Source organism: Alcaligenes sp. YSL9, from assembly GCF_030515105.1.
In the GTDB taxonomy this organism is placed as follows: domain Bacteria; phylum Pseudomonadota; class Gammaproteobacteria; order Burkholderiales; family Burkholderiaceae_B; genus Alcaligenes; species Alcaligenes phenolicus.
The window spans coordinates 184,438-207,374 of the sequence record NZ_JALXJU010000002.1; the positions used below are offsets into that span (position 1 = coordinate 184,438).

At 55.5% G+C, this 22,937-nt stretch carries 21 protein-coding genes and 3 tRNA genes; 12 read left to right on the top strand and 12 right to left on the bottom strand.

Going from position 1 to position 22,937, the window contains the following annotated elements:
- Window positions 1–3: 3 nt before the first annotated feature.
- On the top strand, window positions 4–1,017 hold the full coding sequence (locus tag M2Q46_RS08995) for a glutathione S-transferase family protein (RefSeq protein WP_302357099.1): 1,014 nt from the start codon (window positions 4–6) through the stop codon (window positions 1,015–1,017).
- Here M2Q46_RS08995 and M2Q46_RS09000 read toward each other — a convergent pair.
- Window positions 1,011–2,180 carry an alpha-hydroxy acid oxidase gene (locus tag M2Q46_RS09000; RefSeq protein WP_009457768.1) on the bottom strand — a complete coding sequence of 390 codons (1,170 nt, stop codon included), beginning with the start codon at window positions 2,178–2,180 and terminating at the stop codon, window positions 1,011–1,013. The genes M2Q46_RS08995 and M2Q46_RS09000 overlap by 7 nt on opposite strands.
- A gap of 291 nt (window positions 2,181–2,471) precedes the next feature.
- On the opposite strand from M2Q46_RS09000, the gene M2Q46_RS09005 reads away from it, so the two are divergent.
- A tRNA-Arg gene (locus M2Q46_RS09005) sits at window positions 2,472–2,548 on the top strand.
- 197 nt (window positions 2,549–2,745) lie between these two features.
- Here the strand turns inward: M2Q46_RS09005 and M2Q46_RS09010 are convergent.
- Together M2Q46_RS09010 and M2Q46_RS09015 are read right to left on the bottom strand one after the other, a co-directional pair.
- Complete coding sequence (locus M2Q46_RS09010) at window positions 2,746–3,219, bottom strand: hypothetical protein (protein ID WP_302357100.1); 474 nt, start codon at window positions 3,217–3,219, stop codon at window positions 2,746–2,748.
- Between the two features lie 321 nt (window positions 3,220–3,540).
- Window positions 3,541–5,811 (bottom strand): TonB-dependent siderophore receptor, encoded by a 2,271-nt coding sequence (locus tag M2Q46_RS09015; RefSeq protein WP_266108933.1) that lies wholly within the window; start codon window positions 5,809–5,811, stop codon window positions 3,541–3,543.
- A gap of 116 nt (window positions 5,812–5,927) precedes the next feature.
- Between M2Q46_RS09015 and M2Q46_RS09020 the strand changes: the two genes are divergently transcribed.
- The 4 genes from M2Q46_RS09020 (at window position 5,928) to M2Q46_RS09035 (ending at window position 9,050) form a co-directional block, all read left to right on the top strand.
- The gene (locus M2Q46_RS09020; RefSeq protein ID WP_035270868.1) at window positions 5,928–6,683 is read left to right on the top strand and encodes a response regulator transcription factor; all 756 of its coding nucleotides are present in this window, start codon (window positions 5,928–5,930) and stop codon (window positions 6,681–6,683) included.
- A gap of 3 nt (window positions 6,684–6,686) precedes the next feature.
- The gene (locus tag M2Q46_RS09025) at window positions 6,687–8,132 is read left to right on the top strand and encodes a cell wall metabolism sensor histidine kinase WalK (protein WP_302357102.1); all 1,446 of its coding nucleotides are present in this window, start codon (window positions 6,687–6,689) and stop codon (window positions 8,130–8,132) included.
- Between the two features lie 163 nt (window positions 8,133–8,295).
- Window positions 8,296–8,372 (top strand) — tRNA-Arg (locus M2Q46_RS09030).
- A 342-nt stretch (window positions 8,373–8,714) separates the two neighbouring features.
- The gene (locus M2Q46_RS09035; RefSeq protein WP_009457770.1) at window positions 8,715–9,050 is read left to right on the top strand and encodes a hypothetical protein; all 336 of its coding nucleotides are present in this window, start codon (window positions 8,715–8,717) and stop codon (window positions 9,048–9,050) included.
- 82 nt (window positions 9,051–9,132) lie between these two features.
- Here the strand turns inward: M2Q46_RS09035 and M2Q46_RS09040 are convergent, their stop codons facing one another.
- The 3 genes from M2Q46_RS09040 to M2Q46_RS09050 are packed head-to-tail and all read right to left on the bottom strand — an operon-like array spanning window position 9,133 to window position 12,009.
- Window positions 9,133–10,569, bottom strand: coding sequence for an NAD(P)(+) transhydrogenase (Re/Si-specific) subunit beta (locus M2Q46_RS09040; protein WP_302357103.1), 1,437 nt, complete (start codon window positions 10,567–10,569; stop codon window positions 9,133–9,135).
- Entirely contained in the window at window positions 10,566–10,886 is a 321-nt protein-coding gene (locus tag M2Q46_RS09045; protein WP_009457776.1) for an NAD(P) transhydrogenase subunit alpha, read from the bottom strand. Before M2Q46_RS09045 ends, M2Q46_RS09040 begins: the two co-directional genes overlap by 4 nt.
- A gap of 4 nt (window positions 10,887–10,890) precedes the next feature.
- Window positions 10,891–12,009 (bottom strand): NAD(P) transhydrogenase subunit alpha, encoded by a 1,119-nt coding sequence (locus M2Q46_RS09050; protein WP_026484257.1) that lies wholly within the window; start codon window positions 12,007–12,009, stop codon window positions 10,891–10,893.
- Between the two features lie 656 nt (window positions 12,010–12,665).
- On the opposite strand from M2Q46_RS09050, the gene M2Q46_RS09055 reads away from it, so the two are divergent.
- The 3 genes from M2Q46_RS09055 to M2Q46_RS09065 are packed head-to-tail and all read left to right on the top strand — an operon-like array spanning window position 12,666 to window position 16,409.
- The gene (locus M2Q46_RS09055; RefSeq protein WP_083054035.1) at window positions 12,666–13,715 is read left to right on the top strand and encodes an ABC transporter ATP-binding protein; all 1,050 of its coding nucleotides are present in this window, start codon (window positions 12,666–12,668) and stop codon (window positions 13,713–13,715) included.
- A gap of 5 nt (window positions 13,716–13,720) precedes the next feature.
- Window positions 13,721–15,388 carry an iron ABC transporter permease gene (locus tag M2Q46_RS09060; protein ID WP_115634110.1) on the top strand — a complete coding sequence of 556 codons (1,668 nt, stop codon included), beginning with the start codon at window positions 13,721–13,723 and terminating at the stop codon, window positions 15,386–15,388.
- Between the two features lie 16 nt (window positions 15,389–15,404).
- Entirely contained in the window at window positions 15,405–16,409 is a 1,005-nt protein-coding gene (locus M2Q46_RS09065; protein ID WP_203145009.1) for an extracellular solute-binding protein, read from the top strand.
- Between the two features lie 242 nt (window positions 16,410–16,651).
- Here M2Q46_RS09065 and M2Q46_RS09070 read toward each other — a convergent pair whose 3' ends face one another.
- Window positions 16,652–17,245, bottom strand: coding sequence for a phenylacetic acid degradation protein PaaY (locus tag M2Q46_RS09070; RefSeq protein ID WP_035271432.1), 594 nt, complete (start codon window positions 17,243–17,245; stop codon window positions 16,652–16,654).
- Window positions 17,246–17,358: 113 nt separating this feature from the next.
- On the opposite strand from M2Q46_RS09070, the gene M2Q46_RS09075 reads away from it, so the two are divergent.
- From M2Q46_RS09075 to M2Q46_RS09085, 3 genes are all read left to right on the top strand, one after another.
- Window positions 17,359–17,616 (top strand): hypothetical protein, encoded by a 258-nt coding sequence (locus M2Q46_RS09075; RefSeq protein WP_088450882.1) that lies wholly within the window; start codon window positions 17,359–17,361, stop codon window positions 17,614–17,616.
- 221 nt (window positions 17,617–17,837) lie between these two features.
- Entirely contained in the window at window positions 17,838–18,908 is a 1,071-nt protein-coding gene (locus M2Q46_RS09080) for a nitrilase (protein WP_060185692.1), read from the top strand.
- A 211-nt stretch (window positions 18,909–19,119) separates the two neighbouring features.
- Complete coding sequence (locus M2Q46_RS09085) at window positions 19,120–20,103, top strand: helix-turn-helix domain-containing protein (protein WP_302357105.1); 984 nt, start codon at window positions 19,120–19,122, stop codon at window positions 20,101–20,103.
- Window positions 20,104–20,135: 32 nt separating this feature from the next.
- Here M2Q46_RS09085 and M2Q46_RS09090 read toward each other — a convergent pair whose 3' ends face one another.
- The 5 genes from M2Q46_RS09090 to M2Q46_RS09110 all read right to left on the bottom strand — a co-directional run bounded on the left by M2Q46_RS09090 (window position 20,136) and on the right by M2Q46_RS09110 (window position 22,881).
- Window positions 20,136–20,495 carry a hypothetical protein gene (locus M2Q46_RS09090; RefSeq protein WP_009457799.1) on the bottom strand — a complete coding sequence of 120 codons (360 nt, stop codon included), beginning with the start codon at window positions 20,493–20,495 and terminating at the stop codon, window positions 20,136–20,138.
- Between the two features lie 89 nt (window positions 20,496–20,584).
- Window positions 20,585–21,508 (bottom strand): prohibitin family protein, encoded by a 924-nt coding sequence (locus tag M2Q46_RS09095; RefSeq protein WP_080655542.1) that lies wholly within the window; start codon window positions 21,506–21,508, stop codon window positions 20,585–20,587.
- The gene (locus M2Q46_RS09100; RefSeq protein WP_022983530.1) at window positions 21,498–21,638 is read right to left on the bottom strand and encodes a hypothetical protein; all 141 of its coding nucleotides are present in this window, start codon (window positions 21,636–21,638) and stop codon (window positions 21,498–21,500) included. Before M2Q46_RS09100 ends, M2Q46_RS09095 begins: the two co-directional genes overlap by 11 nt.
- Before the next feature lie 172 nt (window positions 21,639–21,810).
- Entirely contained in the window at window positions 21,811–22,371 is a 561-nt protein-coding gene (locus M2Q46_RS09105) for a hypothetical protein (protein WP_230940584.1), read from the bottom strand.
- Between the two features lie 417 nt (window positions 22,372–22,788).
- Window positions 22,789–22,881: transfer RNA gene (locus M2Q46_RS09110), tRNA-Ser, on the bottom strand.
- Window positions 22,882–22,937 lie beyond the last annotated feature (56 nt).

Here is a 22,937-nt window from a genome sequence, read left to right on the forward strand (position 1 = left end):
CAGATGGGCATGATGATAGATGGACAATGGCATAGCAAAGAGCCTGTCAGCAGCACCCAGTCCGATACATTTCAACGTGCCCAGTCTGCCTTCCGGGACTGGATTACCGCCGACGGCGGCCCCGGCCCGGACGGCCAGGCAGCGCAGCCTGCCCAGGCCAATCGCTATCATCTGTATGTCTCGCTGGCCTGCCCCTGGGCGCATCGCACCCTGATCATGCGTGAATTAAAGGGGCTGCAAAAGCTGATTTCAGTGTCAGTGGTGAACCCCATCATGGGCGATCAGGGCTGGACCTTTGAACCGGCGGATGGCGTGGTGCCGGACCCGGTCATGGATGCGCAGTTCCTGCATCAGCTCTATGCCAAGGCGGACCCGCAATTTACGGGGCGTATTACCGTGCCCGTACTGTGGGACAAGCAGCGCGGCACAATCATCAATAACGAGTCGGCCGAGATCATGCGTATTTTCAATAGCGCCTTTGATACTTTGGGCGCGCGCAGCCTGGATATGGCACCTGCCGAGCTGCTAGGCGAAATCGACAAGATCAATGCCCATGTGTATGACACCGTCAATAACGGGGTCTACAAAGCAGGTTTTGCCCGCTCACAAGCCGCCTACGACACGGCAGTTCATGCGCTGTTCGACAGTCTGGACGGGCTGGAAGCTCGCCTGAGCCAGCAGCGCTACCTGACTGGCACGCAACTGACCGAGGCCGACTGGCGCTTGTTCACTACCCTGATTCGCTTTGATCCGGTCTATGTTGGCCATTTCAAATGCAATCTGCGCCGTCTGATTGATTATCCGAATCTGTGGAACTACATGCTGGAGCTGTACCAAATGCCTGGCGTGGCCAGCACGGTCAGCCTGGATCACATCAAGACCCATTACTACAGCAGTCACCGCCATCTGAACCCGACGGGTATTGTGCCGGCTGGCCCTGTACTGGATCTGAACGGGCCCCACGGACGAGGTCATTTACCCGTCCAGCCAGGGCCCTTGCATATCGGTCTTCAGTAACCGGGACGATCGAAAATATCGGGATTGAGCAAGATGGAGCGGTCTACCTGATTGATATCGGTACGACCGCAAAACGCCATGGACACGTCCAGCTCATTCGCCATCAATTTCAGTAAACGGGCCACACCGGCCTGCCCCGCCGCACCCAAGGCATACAGGAAAGCACGGCCAATCATGGCACCTTGAGCGCCCAAGGCGCGGGCACGCAACACATCCTGACCGCTGCGAATACCACCATCGACCAGCACTTCGATCTTGTCACCTACCGCCTTGCTAATCGCAGGCAGGCAGGAAATTGAGGATGGCGCGCCATCCAGCTGACGGCCACCGTGATTGGACACGATCAAGGCATCAGCCCCGCTATCCACGGCATAACGTGCATCGTCCGCATCCATAATGCCTTTCACAATCAGCTTGCCGCCCCAGGCATTCTTGATCCACTCGATATCTTTCCAGTTCAGGCTCGGGTCGAACTGCTCAGCCGTCCAAGTAGACAAGGAGCGCAGATCCGACACTCCCTTGGCGTGGCCGACGATATTGCCAAAACTGCGACGATGCGTGCGCAGCATATTGCGGCACCAGTACGGCTTGGTCGCCAGATTCAGCAAATTAGGAATAGTCAGGCGTGGAGGCGTGGTCAGGCCATTTTTAATATCTTTGTGACGCTGCCCCAAAACCTGCAAGTCCAGGGTCAGGACCAGCGCCGAACAATTAGCCGCCTTGGCACGCGCAATCAGGTTTTCAATAAAGCTGCGATCACGCATCACATACAGCTGGAACCAGAACGGGGCACGGGTAGCCTGGGCCACGTCCTCCAGCGAGCACACGCTCATGGTGGACAGGGTGAAAGGAATACCAAAATCCCGTGCGGCCAAAGCCGCCAGCATTTCACCATCGGCGTGCTGCATGCCGGTCAGACCGGTAGGGGCAATAGCCACGGGCATGGCCACATCCTGACCCAGAAGCTTGGTCTTCAGACTGCGATGGTCAATGTCCACGGCCACGCGCTGTTTGAATTTCAGCTTGTGAAAATCCTGCTCGTTCGCATGATACGTGCCCTGCGTCCAGGAGCCGGAGTCGGCGTAGTCATAAAACATCTTGGGCACGCGGCGTTTGGCCGCCAGGCGGAAATCTTCAGTGCAGGTAATTTTCGACAGATCCATTACATTGGGCTCCAAAACAATGGCGTAATAATGCGACTTTGTGCCCTGTGGGGCAAGTCATCCGGGGCAGACTGTTCGAAGTTTCTGTCTGGCGCGCCTAAAGGACCACCAAGACGAGCCCCCAAGACCAAAAATAAAGAGATTCACTGTTGTCCCGCTGCACGCCTTGCCATCTCTGGCTTTAGAGCCTGCCCGCCGACCCCAAAAACATAAAAAAAAGACGATTTCAGTAAAATTTGTTGATATTTTGGTGACAAGTAAAAATAGCCGTGCTATATTTCTACTTCTTTAGCGGCTGTAGCTCAGTTGGATAGAGTACTTGGCTACGAACCAAGGGGTCGTGGGTTCGAATCCTGCCAGCCGCGCCATATTCAGTAAAAAAGCCATTTCTTCGGAAATGGCTTTTTTGCTTTCTGCTCTCGGACAACAGGCAGGAAAAAGACCCACTACGCTGCCAGCCACCACCCAAACCCCACCCACAATAGCAATACGAGCAGGCTGGAACGAAGAAATAGAATGAGCAGTAGTGGCTTTTTATGTAGACAGGAATAACTCCTGCACGACCTTATCGCCTTTCTGACAACTCAATACCCTCACCGTCCCCAAAGCCATCATGCACCCACACCGTCACGGGGACGGCATAGCTCCATCCACCCGCTTTCCACCAGCATTCTGCAAACCACGCTTTGGTGGTGTTAGCCGCGATACTCAGTCCATCCAAGCCTTCATCCAGGAAATAGTCTTCGTGGAAGGTGTCCATCTTGTCCAAACCCAGAGACAGTTCCAGGGCTCTACCGGGAAAGAGGGAAGGGTCGCTGCTATCTACTTTATTATTTTCACCGCTGTAGTAAATCCATGCCGACGGGGTTTCCAGGCCATCTTCACCAAAAAAAATTTGCACCTGGGCATCCGCAACGCTATCTGGCACAGGCAAGGCGAACAAGGTACGTAACTCGGTAATGAGATGCTTTGAAGCTCGTTCCAGACACCGCCTGTAACGCTGCTGAAACTGTGCCGGACTTAAGCCAAATGGGACCATACCTGTAACTCCTGGGGCTTTGAAACTGCAACTAATTGACTTGGGGCTGCGTCATCATCACGCTTGATGTTGACGCAGCCGCCACGAAGAACAATAGTTCCTCTCCCCAGTCAGCAAGCCACTCTTGCATTGGCAAGACTCTGAATGCCACTGCTCACTCCTGATCTCGGCTATAGCTCAAATCACTCAGGTACCTGGCGACGAATCGGAGACCTGGGGTCACGTCCTGCCAGATGGACTATCCCTACAAACAAATAACAGACGTGCAAAAGCGGCGCTACCTGTTAGCGCCGCTTTTTTTACAACCCAAAGCAGACGCGCTTAGAAGCGGGCTTGCACATTCACCATAAAGTTACGTGGCTCGCCATAAATCAGGCCGTTATAGAAACCGAACTCTCGATAGTATTCCTTATCGAACAGATTATTGACGCGTGCCGTCACGCTCAGATTCTTGTTCACGTCATAACGCGCCATCACGTGGGCCAGCATGTAGCCGGACTGACGAATCGGGCTGTTATCAAAGCCGCCGCCCGCCAAGGGACGACCGGGCATAGGCGTGGACGTCGTGGAGCTGTCGTAGCTGATACTGGTCCCCAACGTCAGCTTGTCGGCCAGCACGTTCGGACGATACGTGGTGCTGACACGGAAGCTGTGACGCGGGTCCTGACGTGGACTGCTATTGGGACTGGAATCCACCACATTCATATAGGTGTAGCCAGCATACACATTCCAGCGATTGGTCAGTGCCCCCGCCAGTTGCAAGTCCAGGCCAGTAGATTTGATACCCGTAGCATTGGCCACATACGCCTGATCGCCGGTATCCAGTACGGTACGATCATCATCCGCCTTGGCGACGTTGGTCTGCTTGGCATGGAACACCGCTACGGTGCTGGACAAGCGATCATCCAGCCAGGAGCTCTTGATACCCGCCTCGTAGCTGGCCCCCGTAATTGGCTTGATGATATTGCCTGCCACATCGCGCTGGCTTTGCGGTTTGAACACGTCGGTATAGCTGGTGTAGAGCGTGTGATTCGGCGTGACATCAAAGGTCAGGCCTAGATAGGGTGTCCATACCTTCTTGTCCAGCTCGGAGCGACGGGCGCTTTTGACATTGTCCTTGTCGTAATCGTAGGCATAGGTTTTGTAGTAGCTATAGCGCGAACCCAGAATGACTTTCAGATTGTCAGCCAGCTCCAGACGGGTGGCGATGTACGGGCCGTAATTGGTCGTCCGTGTCACACCGCGCGCATCGGTACGGAAGGTTTGCGGCGCACCGTACTCATTACCATTCCAGGTCTGCCAGTTGGCCGGCAGATCCAGACGGTACTGACATCCACGAGCAGGCACATGACCATCAATATGGCAGTTCCCCAAGGCCCCACTGAACTGATAGGAAGTCTCCTCTGAGCGCTGGCCGTTAAAACCCAGAATCAACTCATGCTCGCGACCCAATAGTTTGAATGGCCCGGTGACATTCAAGGAAAAGGCATGCTGCGTGCCCTCGCTCTCCGAATGCAGGCTGTTCAAATACGCCAGGCCCGTTTCTCTATCAAACAGGCCCCATTTGGAACCGGCGCTATTGGCTTTCAACACCCCAAAGCTGTTGATGCTTTCCAGGTCGCTATAGCTGTAGTTGGCGTCGGCATGCCAGCCACCGCCCAGGTTCTGCTCCAGGTTTGCAAACCAGGTGTGATTCTTGCGCTGGGTGTAGCTCCAGTCCGCAACCGGGTGATAGCTGCGATCGAAATCCGTACGGGTGCCGTCCGAGAACCAGATAGGCACGTTCGTGCCCCAGGATGTGCCCTTATGCTTTTTATAGGTGTACTCGTACCCCGCCGTCACGCTGGTGTCGGGCGAGAAGTCGTAAGTCACGGTAGCCAGCAGGCCAAAGCTCCTGGGGTTCTCATTGTCGCGGAAGGTATGGCTGTCATCCCCGCTAAGCACCAGACGCGCCCGCAAATCCCCATCTTTGCTCAGGGGAGTATTGATATCCCCCATCAGGCGTCGTTTACGCCAGCTACCCAGCTCGACATTGCCTTGCAAGCCAAATTCCCGGTACGCCTTTTTACGGGACAGGGAAATACTGGCCGACGGATCACCCGTACCGCCCAGCAAGCCGTTGGCCCCGCGCAAGACGCTGACGTCTTCGTACAGGTCCATATTCACCGCCCCGCCTATGCCGGAAAAACCGGACTCGCCATTGAACTCCAGGCCATCAATCTTGTAGTTATTGATGTTGAAGCCACGCGCCCTGTAGGTTGTACGCGAGCCAATATCCACCTCATTGACACTGATACCCGACACCGAGGTCAAGGCATCGTCCAGCGACTGAATGTTTTGATCCTCCATTTGCTGGCGCGTAATGTTGGTGATGGCCTGCGGCGTATCTTTTTCTTCCATGCGCAGCCCGGTCGAGCTTTTGCTGTAAATCTTTTGGTAGCTGTCTTCGGGCTCTGCCTGCTCGTGCCCCTTGACCGTAATGGGCTTGAGCATGGCGGGCGCATCTTGTGCCCAGGCTGCCTGCCCACTCAGGGCAAGAAGAATCAAGGCCGCAAGAGGCTTGAGTGGTGGACGGGATGAAGGGAACGGCAAAACATGACTCCTGTTTAATAATGAGAACAATTCTTGTTCGCCGTAAGATTAGCGTGTATGGTTTCAGGCGATGTTTCGCCTTATGTTCCCGCCCAATCGCAATGTAATGGTATGTAATGACAGGTTTTTCCAGCCCCCAACGCCGTGTATTAATCATTGAAGATGATGTAGAACTTGCCGAGCTGACCGCCCAGGAATTGAGCTTTGGCGGATTCACCACGTACATCGCCGAAAGCGGTGCTCAAGCGTTTGAACTGCTCAAGCGCCACCCGATTTCTCTGGTCTTGCTGGACCTGATGCTGCCCGGCGAGGATGGCCTGGAACTGTGCAAACAATTGCGCGGCATCGACGATCCTCCAGCCATCATCATGGTGACAGCCCGTAATGAACTGGCCGACAAGGTGGCGGGTCTGGAGCTGGGCGCGGATGATTACGTGGTCAAACCCTTTGAATCACGAGAACTATTGGCACGCTGCAAGGCGGTGATTCGGCGCCATGCAGCTCCACAGGCCCAGGCAGAAACCGCCATCGCGGATGCTCCGCCCTCGCGCTATCACTTTCTGGGCTGGCAGCTGGACCTGAATGCACGCCAGTTGTATTCGCCCCAAGGCGTCACCATCTCCCTGCCCAATTCAGACTTCCATGTGCTGTTGTCCTTGCTGGAAGCCCCCAATAAAGTACTGTCACGCGCCCTGCTGCTGCGCCGCGCCTTTGGCCGCAATCTGAACTACGAAGACAGGGCTATTGATGTGTGCATCAGCCGTATCCGCCATTACATAGAAAAGGATCGTTCCAAGCCGGAGATCGTGCGCACCGTCCGCAACGAGGGCTACATCCTGTACATAGACCCGCAATCCCTGCACGCTGAATAAAGCATGGCTGTTTCACCCTCAAGCACGTGGCCGGAGAAACTGCGCCGCACCTTCTGTTTTTTCTATCCCGAACGATTACGCAGCAAGATCACTCTGGTCGTAGTCGTGGGGCTGCTGGTGGCCCAGATTCTGACCGGCACCATGTGGTCGCAAATGCGCCGGCAGGTCTTGATAGAAACCCCGGCCCGTATTGCTGCCGTGCGTTTTTCAGACTGGTATCTATATGCCGAGTCCCAGCTAGCCCATGGCGCGGACATTGACTCCAGCCTTCTGTCAGGCGTATCCGCCACACCCGTCAGCGCAGATCTGCCACTGGATTACCAGTCCAATATGGGGGAGGACTTTGGGCTGTTCTTTGAAAAAGTCATTCAAGAGCGCACCGGAGCCTGCAAGAATTTTCATCTGCTGTCGGTGAACAAGGCCAGACCTACAGACAAGGAGGCGGGCATTCCTTTGCTGGACGCCTTTTCGCGCGAACTGAATCTGGTGGATGTGTCTTTCTCCGCCGTATTCAAGCTGTCCAATGGCCAGCACTGGCGACTGCATGTGGTGGAAAACCAGGGCTGGAGTTCCATCGGCAATCTGAAATTCACCTACGACTATTTCCTGCGCATCTATTTCTTCCGCCTGATTCTGGTGGTCATCGCCCTGACCCTGTGCCTGAACTTCATTTTTCGGCCACTGAAAAAGCTGGAAAAAAGCGTGCTGGAAATGGATGTGAACCGTAATCAGGAAAAGATACAGCTGGGCGGCTCCAAAGAGTTCAAGCGGCTGGGCGTGGCCTTTAACAATATGGTGGAGCGTGTACAAAAGCATATTGAAGAGCGTGCCTATTTCTTCTCGGCCGTATCCCATGATTTGCGCACACCCATCACACGCCTGAAGCTGCGCGTACAGAAAGTGCAGGACGAGGCCTTGCGCCTGAGCCTGAAGCGGGATGTGGAACAGCTCAATGAACTGGTCAACTCCACGCTGGAACTGATGAGCTTTCAGACCTCTGACGAAGCCTTTGCCGAAGTCGATGTTGCCGCCCTGCTGACGACGGTCAGCGTGAACCGTCAGGACCTGGGAGAAAGCATCGCGCTGGCAGAACTGGAGCCAGCCATTCTGAACATACAGATTCAGCGCTTTCGCCGTTGCCTTGAAAACCTGATCTCCAATGGCTTGCGCTACGGGCAGCACGTATACATCTCCGCACAAAAAGCAGCGACGGAATACATCATTACCGTGGCCGACGAGGGCCCCGGCATTCCTCTGGACGAGCAAGCCAAGGTCCTGCGCCCTTACTACCGCCTGGAGACCTCCCGCAATCGCTCCACCGGGGGCTATGGTTTGGGCTTGAGTATTTGCGATGAAGCCCTGCGCGCCCATGGTGGACGGCTGGAGTTTGGACACCAGGAACAGCGTTTTTGTGTACGCATCCATTTGCCCTTGCAGCCAGCAGGATAAAGACATTACAAAGTGCCGGGTTAAATCTGTGCCACAAGGGGCTCCGGCCCCTCTCCAAGCCTGATTTTTAGTGCTTTTCCAAACTATTTTGCATTTATTTCTAGAAAAATGCTTTTTAGGCTTGTCATTCAGATAAATAGTCTGCTATAGTTTCACTTCTTTAGCGGCTGTAGCTCAGTTGGATAGAGTACTTGGCTACGAACCAAGGGGTCGTGAGTTCGAATCTTGCCAGCCGCGCCATATTCAAGTTGATTTCTTTACCGAGATCAGCGACCAGAGTTAGAACTCGTGGGGTCAAACCCAATGGATGAGACTCTGAAAAGATCAGCCCTGATGACGATGTCATCAGGGCTTTTTCTTTGCCTGCTGCTTTTACCCTGCATACCGCCGCTTGCCTGCAAACAGATCAAAACTCCACGACTGCAGACCGGGCACAATGTCTGTTGCACTTTCCCGCCCCTGCGGCCTCAACCGTAAAGGGACAAGCGGTGTAAAGTAGCGACTTCCGCCCAGACAGAGCCTGCCTGCTCTTGCTAGACCACAGCGTCTGCGCGGACCTCTTCTTAATCGACAGGATTGACCATGTTTGAGCGCACAAAACTTCTTTTGCCTTTAGCGGCCCTCCTTCTGGCCAGCGCCAATAGCTACGCCCAGGATAGCGGCCCTGCCATTCAGCTGGCGCAAATGGGCGGAGCCATGCACGCTGCCGCCGAAGTTTGCGGTGACTACAGCCAGACCCAGCTTGATGAGATGAAAAAACAGCAGAAATCCTCTATTCAAAGCATGGGCCTGAACGACGAGGACTTTGATAAAGCCTTTGAGCAAGGTCTGGACCGTGGCCGTCAGGATCTGCAAAAAGCCACTGCCGAACAGCGCAATCAGATGTGCGAGCAATTGCGTTCCGGCCCCAAGTTCTAAATTCGCTCTACTCAACAAGAAAGCGCTCTGGCCCGCAAGGAACCAGAGCGCTTTTTACTGCCAGCGCAAAGACCGAATCGTCTTACAGCGCTTTGACCATATCTTCGATGGTCTTTTTGGCATCGCCAAACACCATCATGGTCTTGTCCATATAGAACAGCTCGTTATCCAGACCAGCATAACCAGCAGCCATGGAGCGCTTGTTCACGATCACGGTGCGAGCTTTGTAGGCTTCCAGAATCGGCATGCCCGCAATCGGCGAAGCCGGATCGTTCTTGGCGGCCGGGTTGACCACGTCGTTGGCACCCAGCACCAGCACCACGTCCGTTTGAGCAAACTCGCTATTGATGTCGTCCATTTCAAAGACCTGCTCGTAAGGCATTTCGGCCTCGGCCAGCAAGACGTTCATATGGCCAGGCATACGACCGGCGACCGGGTGAATGGCGTAGCGCACATTCACACCCTGGCTGGTCAGCTTGTCCGACAGCTCTTTCAAGGCGTGTTGAGCACGGGCCACGGCCAAACCATAACCAGGCACAATCACCACGGACTCGGCATTGCTCATCATGAACGCGGCATCTTCAGCACTGCCGGATTTCACCGAACGATTGCCCTGATCTGCACCACCCGCAGCCGCTTCCGGATTGGCACCAAAACCGCCCAGAATCACGTTGAAGAAGGCGCGGTTCATGGCCTTGCACATGATGTAAGACAGAATCGCACCGGAGGAACCCACCAGCGAACCGGCAATGATCAGCATGGAGTTGTTCAGGGAAAAACCAATCCCTGCTGCTGCCCAACCCGAATAGCTGTTCAGCATGGACACCACCACGGGCATGTCTGCGCCGCCAATCGGGATGATCAGCATCACGCCCAACAGGAAGGACAAGGCCAACAGTACGCCAAAGGCCCACCATGCTTGCGTCATCACAAAAACCACGCCGCAAGCCAGGGCCAACAGCCCCAGCAGCAGGTTCAGCATGTGCTGACCTTTGAAGGTGACGGGGGCGCCCTGGAACAGTCGGAACTTGTACTTGCCCGACAGCTTGCCAAACGCGATCACCGAACCGGAGAAGGTAATGGCACCGACCAGCGCGCCCAAAGCCAGCTCCACACGGTTACCCATGGGCAGAGCCACCTCGGCCGAACCAATCCCGAAGGCCACGGGTTCCAGCACCACGGCAATCGCAATGGCCACCGCCGCCAGACCAATCATGCTGTGCATGAAGGCCACCAGTTCCGGCATCTTGGTCATCTCGACACGGCGTGCCATGACGGTGCCCAGCACGCCACCAATCAGCAGACCAATCAGAACCCGCAACAGGCCAGAGAGCTCTTTGCCTTCAGGAGCCAGGCTATAGATCAGCACGGCTGTGGTCGCAATGGCCAAGGCCATCCCCACCATGCCGAACAGATTGCCACGACGCGAACTGGCTGGATGCGACAAGCCTTTCAGGGCCTGAATGAAACACACCGAGGCCAGCAAATAGCACAAGGTAACGGTATTCATGGAAATCATGACTGCCCTTCCTTGGGCGTATTTTTAGCGCCCTTCTTTTTGAACATTTCCAACATGCGGCGGGTTACCAGGAAACCACCAAACACGTTTACCGAGGCCAGCGCGGTGGCGATAATACCCATCGCCTGCGCCCAAGGGCTTTCGGTCAGGGCCGCTGCCAGCATCCCGCCCACAATAATGATGGCCGAAATCGCGTTGGTCACCGCCATCAAGGGCGTATGCAAAGCGGGCGTTACTGTCCAGACCACGTGGTAACCCACGTAAATGGCCAGCACAAAGATGATCAGGTTAATGACCAGGGGAGAAATAATATCCATGGCGTCAGGCTCCCTGCTGTGGAAAGAGTCGTTTGCCACCCTGTACAACACGGCTGGCATTCACAATGTCGTCGTCCGCAGGGATATGCAGCTCGTCAGACTGATCCTTGAGCATCAAGCCCAGGAACTGTTGAATATTGCGTGCATACAAGGCAGACGCATCCGCAGCCACACGGGCCGGGAAGTTGGTCTCGCCCACCAGGGTCACGCCATATTTCTCCACAATCTGGTCGGCTTCGGTCAAGGCGCAGTTGCCGCCACGGGCCGCAGCCAGGTCAACAATGACCGAACCTGCCCGCATGGACTGCACCACTTCCTCGGCAATCAGACGCGGGGCGGGCCGCCCCGGAATCAAGGCCGTAGTAATGATGACGTCGGCCTGGGCGCAACGCGCCGCCACCACCGCCGCCTGCCGTTGCAACCAGGAAGCGGGCATGGGACGGGCATAACCGCCTACCCCTTGTGCCGCTTCGCGCTCTTCATCGGTCTCGTAGGGCACATCAATAAACTTGCCGCCCAGGGACTCGATCTGCTCACGCGCGGCAGGACGCACATCAGAGGCTTCTACCACCGCCCCCAGACGACGTGCCGTGGCAATCGCCTGCAAACCGGCCACACCCGCGCCCAGCACCACGACACGGGCCGCTTTGACGGTACCCGCCGCGGTCATCATCATGGGAAAGAACCGGGGATATAAGGTGGCTGCTTTCAGCACAGCGGCATAACCCGCGATATTGGCCTGCGAGGACAGAACGTCCATGCTTTGCGCCCGCGTGGTACGCGGGATCAGCTCCAGGGCGAACGCCTGGCAGCCCGAAGAAGCCAGCCTGTCCAGACCCTGACTCTCGTAAGGGTCCAGCATACCGACGACCACATGCTCGGCACGCAAACGCGCCGAATCCACATCAGCCGGGCCCACTACCAGCAGCACGGTGGCTTGATAGGGATCTCCTATCGTTGCCCCTGCTGCCTCGTAATCGGCATCCGAGCTGGCAATCCCCTGTCCGGCACCCGCCTCGATAATCACATCATGGCCCGCCTTGCGGTAAGCCTTGATGGTATCGGGCGTGGCCGCTACCCTCTTTTCCCCGGTCCCCCGGGGGCTTAGTACACCCAGTCGCATCTTCAATCTCCAGTTAATTAACTAACTTCTACGATCTCTGACGACGTGCAGTACCCGGATGGGTGAGTCTGTCACCACGTGGACACGACCCAACAACCTCTCCGGCCCGGTGTGTGTTTGCCCTCAACACCGGAACACCATCTATAAATTCGGATGTGCAAAAAACAGGCCTGGTGCAGACCGGCCTGAACAGGATAGAAACCTACCCTTTAGTATCCCTCTCCCACTCCTGCCCCTTGCAGGAAACTGTCATTCTTTTTGAACTCACTATAAGGGCCTTTATTTGACACAAGAAACCCCGACCCGCACTAGACCGCTTTAGACGAAAAAGCAAGACACATTACTACCACCTGATTATCGCAATATGATGCCTGTCCGACGGGATTTTTTTTGCTTGCCCACTGGGTAACACTGAGTAGATCAGCCTTTGCTACGGACTTAGACGCCTGATAATTAAAACTACAAGCATTGGCCTGCTGCTAAGATAGCAACTTCCTATAAAACTTGTCACTAACTTGTAATTAATGTTCGTGTTCACGCCCCGGTGATGTTTGCGTCGCTACTGGCCGCTGAACCACTTCTTTTTAAAGCCTAGGCAACCGCCCCCTTGATACGCGGTTTACCTGCACTACTCAGTCCCAGGCTGATCTATCCCCATGGCAGACATCCACATCGATCACGTAGTGAAACGCTACGGCAGCAATACCATCATCAATGAACTGAGCCTGCAAATCCGGCATGGCGAGTTCTTCACTTTATTAGGGCCCAGCGGCTGCGGCAAAACAACCTTGCTGCGCATGATTGCCGGTTTCATCATCCCCGATGAAGGCCGCCTGTTTCTGGACAAGGAAGACATTACCTACCTGCCCGCGCACAAGCGCGAGACCGGCATGGTGTTCCAGGACTATGCATTGTTCCCCGATAAAACCGTGTTTGACAATGTGGCTTACGGCTTGCGGGTACGCAAAGTCAGCAGCAGCGAGATCAAGAAAAAAGTCGCCTACATTCTGGAGCGTGTGGAACTGGGGGGCATGGGCGAGCGTTACCCGGCTGAGCTGTCCGGAGGCCAACGCCAGCGTGTAGCCCTGGCCCGCGCCCTGGTGATCGAACCCCGTGTTCTGCTGATGGATGAACCTTTGTCCAACCTGGATGCCAAGCTGCGTATTCAAATGCGCCAGGTCATCCGCGAATTGCAGCAGGAATCCAATATCACGGCTATTTTCGTGACGCATGATCAGGAAGAAGCCCTGTCCATGTCGGACCGTATTGCCTTGCTGCGTCAGGGCCGTATCGACCAGCTCGATACCCCCGAAGCCATGTACTCCACACCACGCACTGCCTATGCTGCCGACTTTATTGGTGCGGCCAACCTGATCGACACCCTGGGCGTGCATGTGGAAGCTGATCACACCACCGTCAGCATTGCCGGTGGACACATCATGGTGAACAACCCGCCGCCTGCCGGCCAGGTACTGCTGGCAGTGCGCCCTGAAAACATCACTTTGCATACCGAAGCCCAGGCTAGCAGCATTCCGGCCCAGATTGTGGCTCGCCAATATCTGGGAACCAAAACGGCCTACAGCCTGAAACTGAGCGATGGTAAGCAAATTATTGCCGACGTTGCCGCTGCCCAGGACCCGCATCTGTCTGCAGGTGCTTCGGTGAACCTGAGCTTTAGCCCTGAATGTCGTCTGGTCGAGGCGTAAGACCCATGGCTATTGCTGCAAGACCCCTGGCCCTTCGTTCTCCCTGGTTCCTGCCCGCCCTGGTCTGTCTGGTGGTGCTGGTGTTCTGGGTTGTATGGCCACTCGCCTCCCTGTTCTATCAAAGCGTGATCGACCCGGCAACGGGCATGCCCAGCCTGCACGGCTTTGAAACCTTCTTTAGCGACCCTCGCTATGTTGAGGCCTTCTTCAACACCATCAAGCTGGGGCTGATCTCCACGATAGGGACGCTGCTGCTGGGTGCGCCGCTGGCCTATGTGGTGGCTCGCTACGACTTCCCCGGCAAGGCCATTGTGGCCATCCTGCCCCTGACCACCATTGTGCTGCCGGACATCATCGTCTCGCAGGCCTGGCTGATGCTGCTGGGCAATAACGGAGTGGTGCGTCTGGCCCTGGAAAGCATTGGTATTGACCTGCCCAGTTTCTACGGCTGGTTTGGCATGTCCTATGTGCTGATCCTGAACGATTACACCTATGTGTATATCGGCATGCTGGCTGCGCTCAAGGCCATTGACGGCACGCTGGAAGAAGCCGCCGTGAACCTGGGTGCCAGCAATTTCAAGCGCGCGCTCAGCGTCACCTTCCCGGTACTGATGCCTGCCCTGCTGGTCAATGCCATGATTGTGTTCACGCTGGCCGTGGACAACTTCTCCATCCCCATGATTCTGGGCGGTCAGGTCGATGTGCTGTCCTCGCTGACCTACACCACCTTCCTGTCCGAGATGAGCGGTAACCCCACCATGCAAGGTGTGCTGGCCGTGGTGTCCGTGATTCTGGTCGGTGCGGTGCTATTCATTCAGAAACGGGTACTGGAACGCAAGACCTTCCAGATGCAGCAAGGCCGCGCCCCACGTCCGGTTCGTGCTCAAGGGCTGGCCGGCATCTTGCTGACCGTTGGTGCGGTGCTGTTTGTGACCTTCTCGCTGATTCCGGCCTTTATCGTGCTGATTGGTGCCTTCACCAAAGCCAGCGGCCCGGTCATGCAATACGGCACCTTCACGCTGGACAATATGGAGCGTGCCCTGCGCTACGCTCCCGAGCCCATCTTGAACTCACTGATGCTGGCCAGTGTCGCCACTATTGCAGGCACCTGCTTTGCCACGATCTGCAGTTACCTGATCGTGAAAAAGCGCCTGTTCGTGGTCACCGCGCTGGACTATATGGTGATGCTGCCTTTGGCCATTTCCGGCACCGTGCTGGGTATTGCCCTGATCCAGACCTACAACAGCGGCATGCTGGTGCTGACTGGCACCTGGGTGATCATGGCCGGTGCGTACTTTGTGCGTAAAGTGCCCTTCTCCATTCGCTCGGCCTCGGCCTCGCTCTACAACATTCCCGACTCTATCGAAGAGGCCTCCATCAACCTGGGTGTCAGCCCCTTCAAGAGTTTCTTCAAAGTGGTTCTGCCCTTGATGAAGCCCGCCATTCTGGGTGCGGCCATCCTGATGTGGGTCACTTCGCTGGCTGAAATTTCCGCCACTATCGTGCTGTATTACGGTGGTATGGAGACCATGCCCATCCAGATGTTCCGTCAGATCGACGCCGGCTTCCTGGCCCGCGCTTCGGCTTACGGGGTGATCTTGATGGTCGTGATTCTGGTGCCGATTTATCTGGCTATCCGTTTTCTCAAGCTGGATCTGTTTTCCAGCCGCTAATCTAAAAAGGCTCACTATGCTGACTACACGTTTTCTGAAAACTGGTCTGGCACTCTCCCTCAGTGTCGGCGCCCTGTCCCTGTCCGGTGCCGCCATGGCCGCCAATGCCGTGATATACACGCCTAACAATGTGCAAACCATTGATACGGCGCTGGAAATTGCTCGCAAGACCGCGTCTGACCTGTCCATTCAACAAGTGACCTCCGGCGCTGGTGCCTTGATGAAGCGTATCGAAGCCGAAGCACAGAACCCGCTGGGTGACGTGGTATGGGGCACTGGCTACGGCACCATGGCCGCTTTCCAGCAGAACTTCGAAGCCTACGAATCGCCCGAGAACAAGGCCATTCCTGAAGCCTTTCATGGCAAGGACAGCCTGTGGACCAGCTCCAACGCCCACGTCATGGTCATCATGGCCAACGAGCGTCAACTGAAAGGCCAGGCCGCTCCCAAAACCTGGTCCGATCTGTTCGATCCTCAGTGGAAAGGCAAGGTCATTATTGGTGACCCAGCATCATCGGGCAGCGCCTACGACCAGGTCTATGGCATCTACCAACTGTACGGTGCTGAAGGCCTGCAAAAGCTGGCGGCCAATGTGATCGTGTCCAAGAGCTCGGGCCAGGTCTACAAAAGCGTGGCTAACGGCGAGTACCCCTTGGGCGTGACCATGGAATACGCGGCCTACGCCTACGTGGCCGGTGGTCAGAAAGGCATTGAGCTGATCTACCCTGAAGACGGTACCTTCATTGCTCCTGAAGGCGTGGCCGTGATCAAGAACCCCAAGAACGGCCAGGAAGCGGCTCGCAAACTGGTCGACGTTCTGCTCTCCAAAGAAGTACAGGAAGCTGAACTGGTGGAGAACTTCCGCCGTCCTACTCGCAGCGACATCAATGTGGCCGAGCTGACCAAGTTGCCTAACCTGGATCAGATCAAAGTGGCCAACATCGATCCTTTGAAGGCTGCTGCCGAGTACGAAACGGTCATCGAAGCCTGGAAACAGGCTTTGGCTGCAGCTGGCAAATAAGCCGGAGAAATTCAGAGCGCAACAGCAATGCGTGGTGGGCCTGCCCCACCCGCCTGCTGGTCCGCACTGAATGGACAAACCCCTTGATGCTGGATTCTCATCCGGCCCTCAAGGGGTTTTTTATTGCCTGAAATACGTGAGCAAAAACGGCTGCTGGGTGACGTATCCCAAGCACTCTCAGACCGGCTCCGAAACTGCGTTGCGCTCGGCAAGCAACAAGCCTGGAGAAAGACAGAGCTGCCTCATTTATCCACTGGATAAATCTGATCTTCACGCAGGCGTGGGCGATCGGCTTCCACTTCGGTCAAAGGCTCCACACGCTGCATGGTTGCCAGTGAACGCTGGGCCAGACGCTGGTACATACGTGTGCCGAAAAACTTGCCATCAATGGCTTTCTGATCCAGCTCCTTGACCACCGTCGCGGGAGAACCGGCCACCAGACTGCGGGGCGGCACTTGCATCCCTTTCTTCACAAAGGCCATGGCGCCGATAATGCTGTCTGCACCGATGTCGGCAGCATCCATCACCACGGCATTCATGCCCACCAGCACGTTACGACCGATCACGCAGCCGTGCAGCACTGCTCCGTGTCCGACATGACCATCCTCATGCACCACCGTGTCCTGATAAGGCGTGCCGTGAATAACACAGGTGTCCTGAATATTGGAGCCGGCCTTCATGATGATGCGCCCGAAGTCCCCGCGCAAGCTGGCCAAAGGACCGATATACACGCCCTCGCCAATAATGACGTCACCAATCAGTACAGCGGTAGGATGAACATAGGCCGTGGGGTGAACCACTGGCACCAGCCCATCAATAGAATAAATATTTTGCATACCTGCCTCGTACAAAAAGCCTGCACCCACAGCCGGCCCAAGGTCCGGCCAAAAATACGATCATAGCTGCTGCAGACCGATATAATGCGCCGTACTCTTTCTTTTTGCATCCTATGAGCATGTTGTATTACTGGCTGGCCTTTTCCCTGGGCATGGTGTTTTACGCCGCCTACTTGTCGCAGTCCTTTTTGCTGTCGCAAGGCATTATCTATATGAAGGAAAAAGATCAATCGCCGCCCCTGCTCTGGCTGTTCACCCGCCTGATCGGCTTTATCCTGCGTGCCATTCCCGGCCTGCTGATGCGCCCTGTCCCCCTGATTTTGTGGGTCGTGGGCCTGGGGTTGACGGTGCAATACAGTTTCGCGCTTTAAGCCAGACGAGCCGCACTTTTCTCGTTCACTGCACGGACATCCGGGTCAGGATTGAGGGCTTCCTGCCCCCCACGTCTGCGACTCTCAGTCAAGCCTTCTGCGCCTGTCAGTCAATTCAGCACTGCCCTCCCCTCCTAAACTGACACAAAACAGGATGGCCGGGCTCTGTAAGCAGCACGGCCTGGCGATCAAGATCGCGGATACCGCGACAAGGAGGATGTATGCAGACAAGGAAAATCGTCCGGGCAGCCGCCGTACAGGCCGCCTCTCCCAACTACGACCTGGCAGCAGGTGTTGATAAAACCATTGAACTGGCTCGACAAGCGCGTGATGAAGGCTGCGACCTGATCGTATTTGGTGAAACCTGGTTGCCAGGCTATCCCTTCCACGTCTGGCTAGGTGCGCCGGCCTGGTCACTGAAATACAGTGCTCGTTACTATGCCAACTCACTCTCGCTGGACAGTGCAGAGTTTCAGCGCATTGCCCAGGCTGCGCGAACCTTGGGCATTTTCATCGCATTGGGCTATAGCGAACGCAGCGGTGGCAGCCTGTATCTGGGCCAATGCCTGATCGACGACAAAGGCGAGATGCTGTGGTCACGTCGCAAACTCAAACCCACGCATGTAGAGCGCACCGTATTTGGTGAGGGTTATGCCCGTGATCTGATTGTGTCCGACACAGAACTGGGACGCGTCGGCGCTCTATGCTGCTGGGAGCATTTGTCGCCCTTGAGCAAGTACGCGCTGTACTCCCAGCATGAAGCCATTCACATTGCTGCCTGGCCGTCGTTTTCGCTATACAGCGAACAGGCCCACGCCCTCAGCGCCAAGGTGAACATGGCCGCCTCGCAAATCTATTCGGTGGAAGGCCAATGCTTTACCATCGCCGCCAGCAGTGTGGTCACCCAAGAGACGCTAGACATGCTGGAAGTGGGTGAGCACAACGCCTCTTTGCTGAAAGTAGGCGGTGGCAGTTCCATGATTTTTGCACCGGACGGACGTACACTGGCTCCCTACCTGCCTCACGATGCCGAGGGCTTGATCATTGCCGATCTGGATATGGAGGAGATTGCCTTCGCCAAGGCGATCAATGACCCCGTGGGCCACTATTCCAAACCTGAAGCCACCCGTCTGGTGCTGGACTTGGGGCACCGAGAACCCATGACTCGGGTGCACTCCAAAAGCGTGACCAAGGCAGAGGCTTCCGAGCCAGGTGTGCAAAGTACGGCTACCTCAGTCGCTATCAGCCATCCCCAGGACTCGGACACACTGCTCGTGCAAGAGCCGTCCTGATCCCAAGAGATGACAAGGCCCGGACAGCTTGCCCGGGCCGTGATTCCTTCTGCTCCCCGGTCCTGCATCCGCGTCGTCCTGGTCGGAAATTATCGCCCTCCGCCACTCTTTCTGGTCTGGCTCAAACCAAAGATCTTGCCTGATACTTAGTCAGTCCAGTTGATCGCAGTCCCTGCCGTCAGCCTTTGGACCCACGACGGAGAGATCATCAATGGAGCAATGGTCCACCACGGCAGTTCCCGCTACCCGGCGCGCCCCCTATTGGATGGAGGCCGTCAACAAAGCTTATGTGCAGCTGGAATGCGCCGTCCCCTCCCGTTCCGCTACCCCTTTCTTCGGGGCCATTACGCGACGTGAACTGGCAGAGGTCAGCCTATCTCGTATCTCCTCGACCACCCAGACCGTGCTGCGCACGCCACTGCAAATTTCCAGAGCATCCGAGGATATTTTTCTGCTCAGTATTCAAGTGGCAGGAGCGGGACAACTAGTTCAGGATGAAAAGATCGCTAAGCTGAAACCCGGCGATCTGGCCCTGTACGACTCCACCCGCCCCTATCAACTCCTGTTTGACCAGGACTTTGAGCAGTATGTCCTGTCTTTGCCCGGCTCCATCCTGCGCAAGCGTTTGCGCAATGCCGAAGATATGACAGCCTGCAAAATAACCAGCGCCCAATCCGGCACGGCACGCCTGCTCGCCTATATGGTGAGCGAGCTGATGGCCTGCCCACCAACCGGCGGGCCTATTGTGGATCTATCACTTGCCGACAGCCTGGTCGGTATTCTGGTGGCAGCGCTGGCCGAGAATCTGGGCAGCCCGTCCTTAAAGGACGATACGGGAACCGTACGGCGCGACCGGATCAAAGCCTATGTCTTGGAGAATCTGCGCGACCCCGAGCTGAATGTAGGCAAGATTGCCAATCGCCTGGGCCTGACAGCCAGCACTGTGCATCGCGCCTGGGAAGGCGAGGCCGATTCACTGACAAACTGGATTTGGTCCATGCGCCTGCAAGGCGCTGAACAGGATTTGCGCCGTCTAGCCCATCACCACAAGACCATCACTGAAATTGCGTATCACTGGGGCTTCAGCAGCTCTGCCCATTTCAGCCGGGCATTTCGGCAGCGCTTTGGTGTGCCGCCTAAAGAGGCCCGCGAAAGTATGCGGGCCCAGGTCCAAACAAACACGATGCCTATCTGATCCGGCGGTCCGGCGATCCGGCGGTCCGGCGATCAGGCAATCGCCTTGCCGTCATTCAGAGCCAGCAGGCCCTTGATCAGCCGATACAGAATCCACACGCTGACAATCACGATGGTCACGAAACCGACCAGAATCGCCATCAACAAGAAAGACAGCGCCACACCAAGCAATCCCCACCAGAACGTACGGATTTGCCAATCAAAGTGCGATTCCAGATAGGTGCCGCGCACTTCATCGCGCTTGATGTAGTTGATGATGATGGCGACCAGGGCGGTGATGCCGCCAAACATGGACAAGATGTACAGCGCGTAATTGATCAGAGTCAGATTACGCAGACTGACCAACTGGTTTGTACCGTCGCCTTGTGGGACCGGGTTCCTTTCCTCATTCATCCGTAACTCCTTGGAAAAATAAACGGTAGCGTTACCTATCCCGTAACGCTACCGAAGAAAACCTGTTCAGGTCAGTGACTGCCTGGAGATCAACGCAGTCCAATAAATGGCATGGCGGAACCGGGAACCAGACTTTCTGGCAACTTACCGTCCCATTTTTCCACCGCATTCAAATTGACCAGATTGGTATTCTGGGCCAATGCCTGGGCCCTGGCAGAAATGGCCTTGGCTTCGGCGTCACCACGCAGGCGAATACCGTCAGCTTCGGCCATATAGCGTTCGCGCTGAGCGCGGGCTTCTGCTTCAGCCTGAACCACTTTGATTTCAGCCTGAATGGAAGCAGTTTCTTTTTGCTGGCGGGTGGTTTCAATTTGAACCTGGGCCAACATGCGGTTTTCAATCGATTGCTCATAGGCTTTGGAGAACGACACTTCCTCAACCTGCACGCCCATCATTTGCAAAGGAGCGGACTCCAGGGTCACGCGCATGGCTTCGTTGATGTCAGCACCCAGCTTCTCGCGATTCTGAATCGACTGAGCAGCAGTGTACTTACCGAACACGTTCTTGATCACATCCAAAGCCTTACGCTCGAGCAAGCGAGCTTCCAGGGCATCGAGTGAACCGTACTCGGAGTACAGCTGAGCCACATCAGTTTCAGGCACGCGGTACGTTACCGAAGCCACCATGGAGGCGGACTGCTGGTCAAAACTGTACGCCTCAAGCTGCATGCGAACCGTGTGATCACGTACCGAAATGGTACGTACCGTGTCAAAGAACGGAACCTTGAAGTCCAGGCCAGGTTCGGCCACGCGAACCAGCTTACCGTTACGCAGCACCACGCCACGTTCACCCTGGTCTACCTGCAAGAACGAGCCCATGGAGGCCACGATCAGGATCAGGAAAATAACAACCGCCGCTCCCAGGAAACCCAGTCCCTTGGAGTAGTTGGCAGTGCCACCTTCTGGCTTTGTTTTAGCAGCCAATTTAGTAAATGGATTTTTATCAGTGCTCATCACGGCTTCCTTTATGTGGCTGACGCGTCTGGTCTTTTAATTGACGACGTTCCACCATCAGTTGCCGTATGCCTTTGGCAATCAGGTAGGCCAGCACAGCGGCCCCCAACAAAATCAAGATGATACGCATGACGCTTCAGTCTTCCCACTAGATTTCAGTCAGAGCGCAATTATCCCCGATTCCTTCTGTCACGCTCAGAAAAGAAGCGTCAAAATATGACAAATGGACAGTATTGCTGGTAACAAATCTTGAACAGGCGCCATTGCGACGCCCGTGAAAATGGAAAAAGCGGATTAGTTGCTTATTCGAGGGAAGCCAGGGCAGCGTCCAGTTCAGCCAGATGAGCCTGTACCGGCGGTACATCGCTACGGGTTGCAACCAGGCGCAGAATATGGTTTTTACTGATCTGGAAGGTACGCATCAACTGCTCCAGTTCAGCCGTGGAGTATTGGCGTGCGTTATCGCGCAAGGCCGCTTCCAGCGCATCCAGCTGCTCGTAAACCGAGTCCAGATCTTCACGCTCCTGGATATAGAGACGAGTCAGCCAGATATGGCGTCCCACGCTATCCCATTGCTCCAGTCCGGCAAAGCCATACTTTTGCGTCAGACTGTTCAATTGACGGTAAATGTCGGAACCGCGCTCGACCTGATCCACCTCCAGCATGGGTGGGAAACCGTCTGGCAGACCGCCATCCCAAACCGGCTCGCTACGCTCCACGGTTTGCAGCACCGGCAAGATTTCACCCAGGCTTTGCACATAACGAGTCACGACCTGGTCATCCAATGCCAGCTCAGTTGACGATGCCAAAAAAGGCAGGCCCATCAAGGCCATGCTACAGATACAGAGGACTCGTTTAATCATCGCTCGCCCTAAAAAACAAGACCACCCGTCTTGAACGACGTAAAACACATTGGTCGATTGTAAGCACGGGAATGACTGCTTTTCTTTGCCTGTGCCAAAAACGACACAGCCTTTTCAATCCTCAACAGTCTTGGACTGAAAAGCCTTGCGCTTTAACAATCCATGCTGTTTGAAACGCTGCTGCCAAGGACACTCTACCGTTTCACTTCGCCTGAGTGGGCAAAATAAAAAAGTAACAATTATTTTTTGTTCTTGTGTTTGGAAAAGTGTGATGCCCGTCTTGTTGTCGCCATTACTGCCTGAACCAGGACCGGGTTTGCACAAAGACAAGCTTGAGCGTGGGTCCGAACATTGGCGACACTATGCGTCAGACAATAAAAAAAGCCCTTGAAAACAAGGGCTTAATTTAATTCCAGCTGGCGGAGACGGAGGGATTCGAACCCTCGATACGGGTATAAGCCGTATGCTCCCTTAGCAGGGGAGTACCTTCAACCTCTCGGCCACGTCTCCAGCTCTAGGAAAGAAGTAACTATAGCATTTTTAAAAAACCAATGCAAATAGCTAAA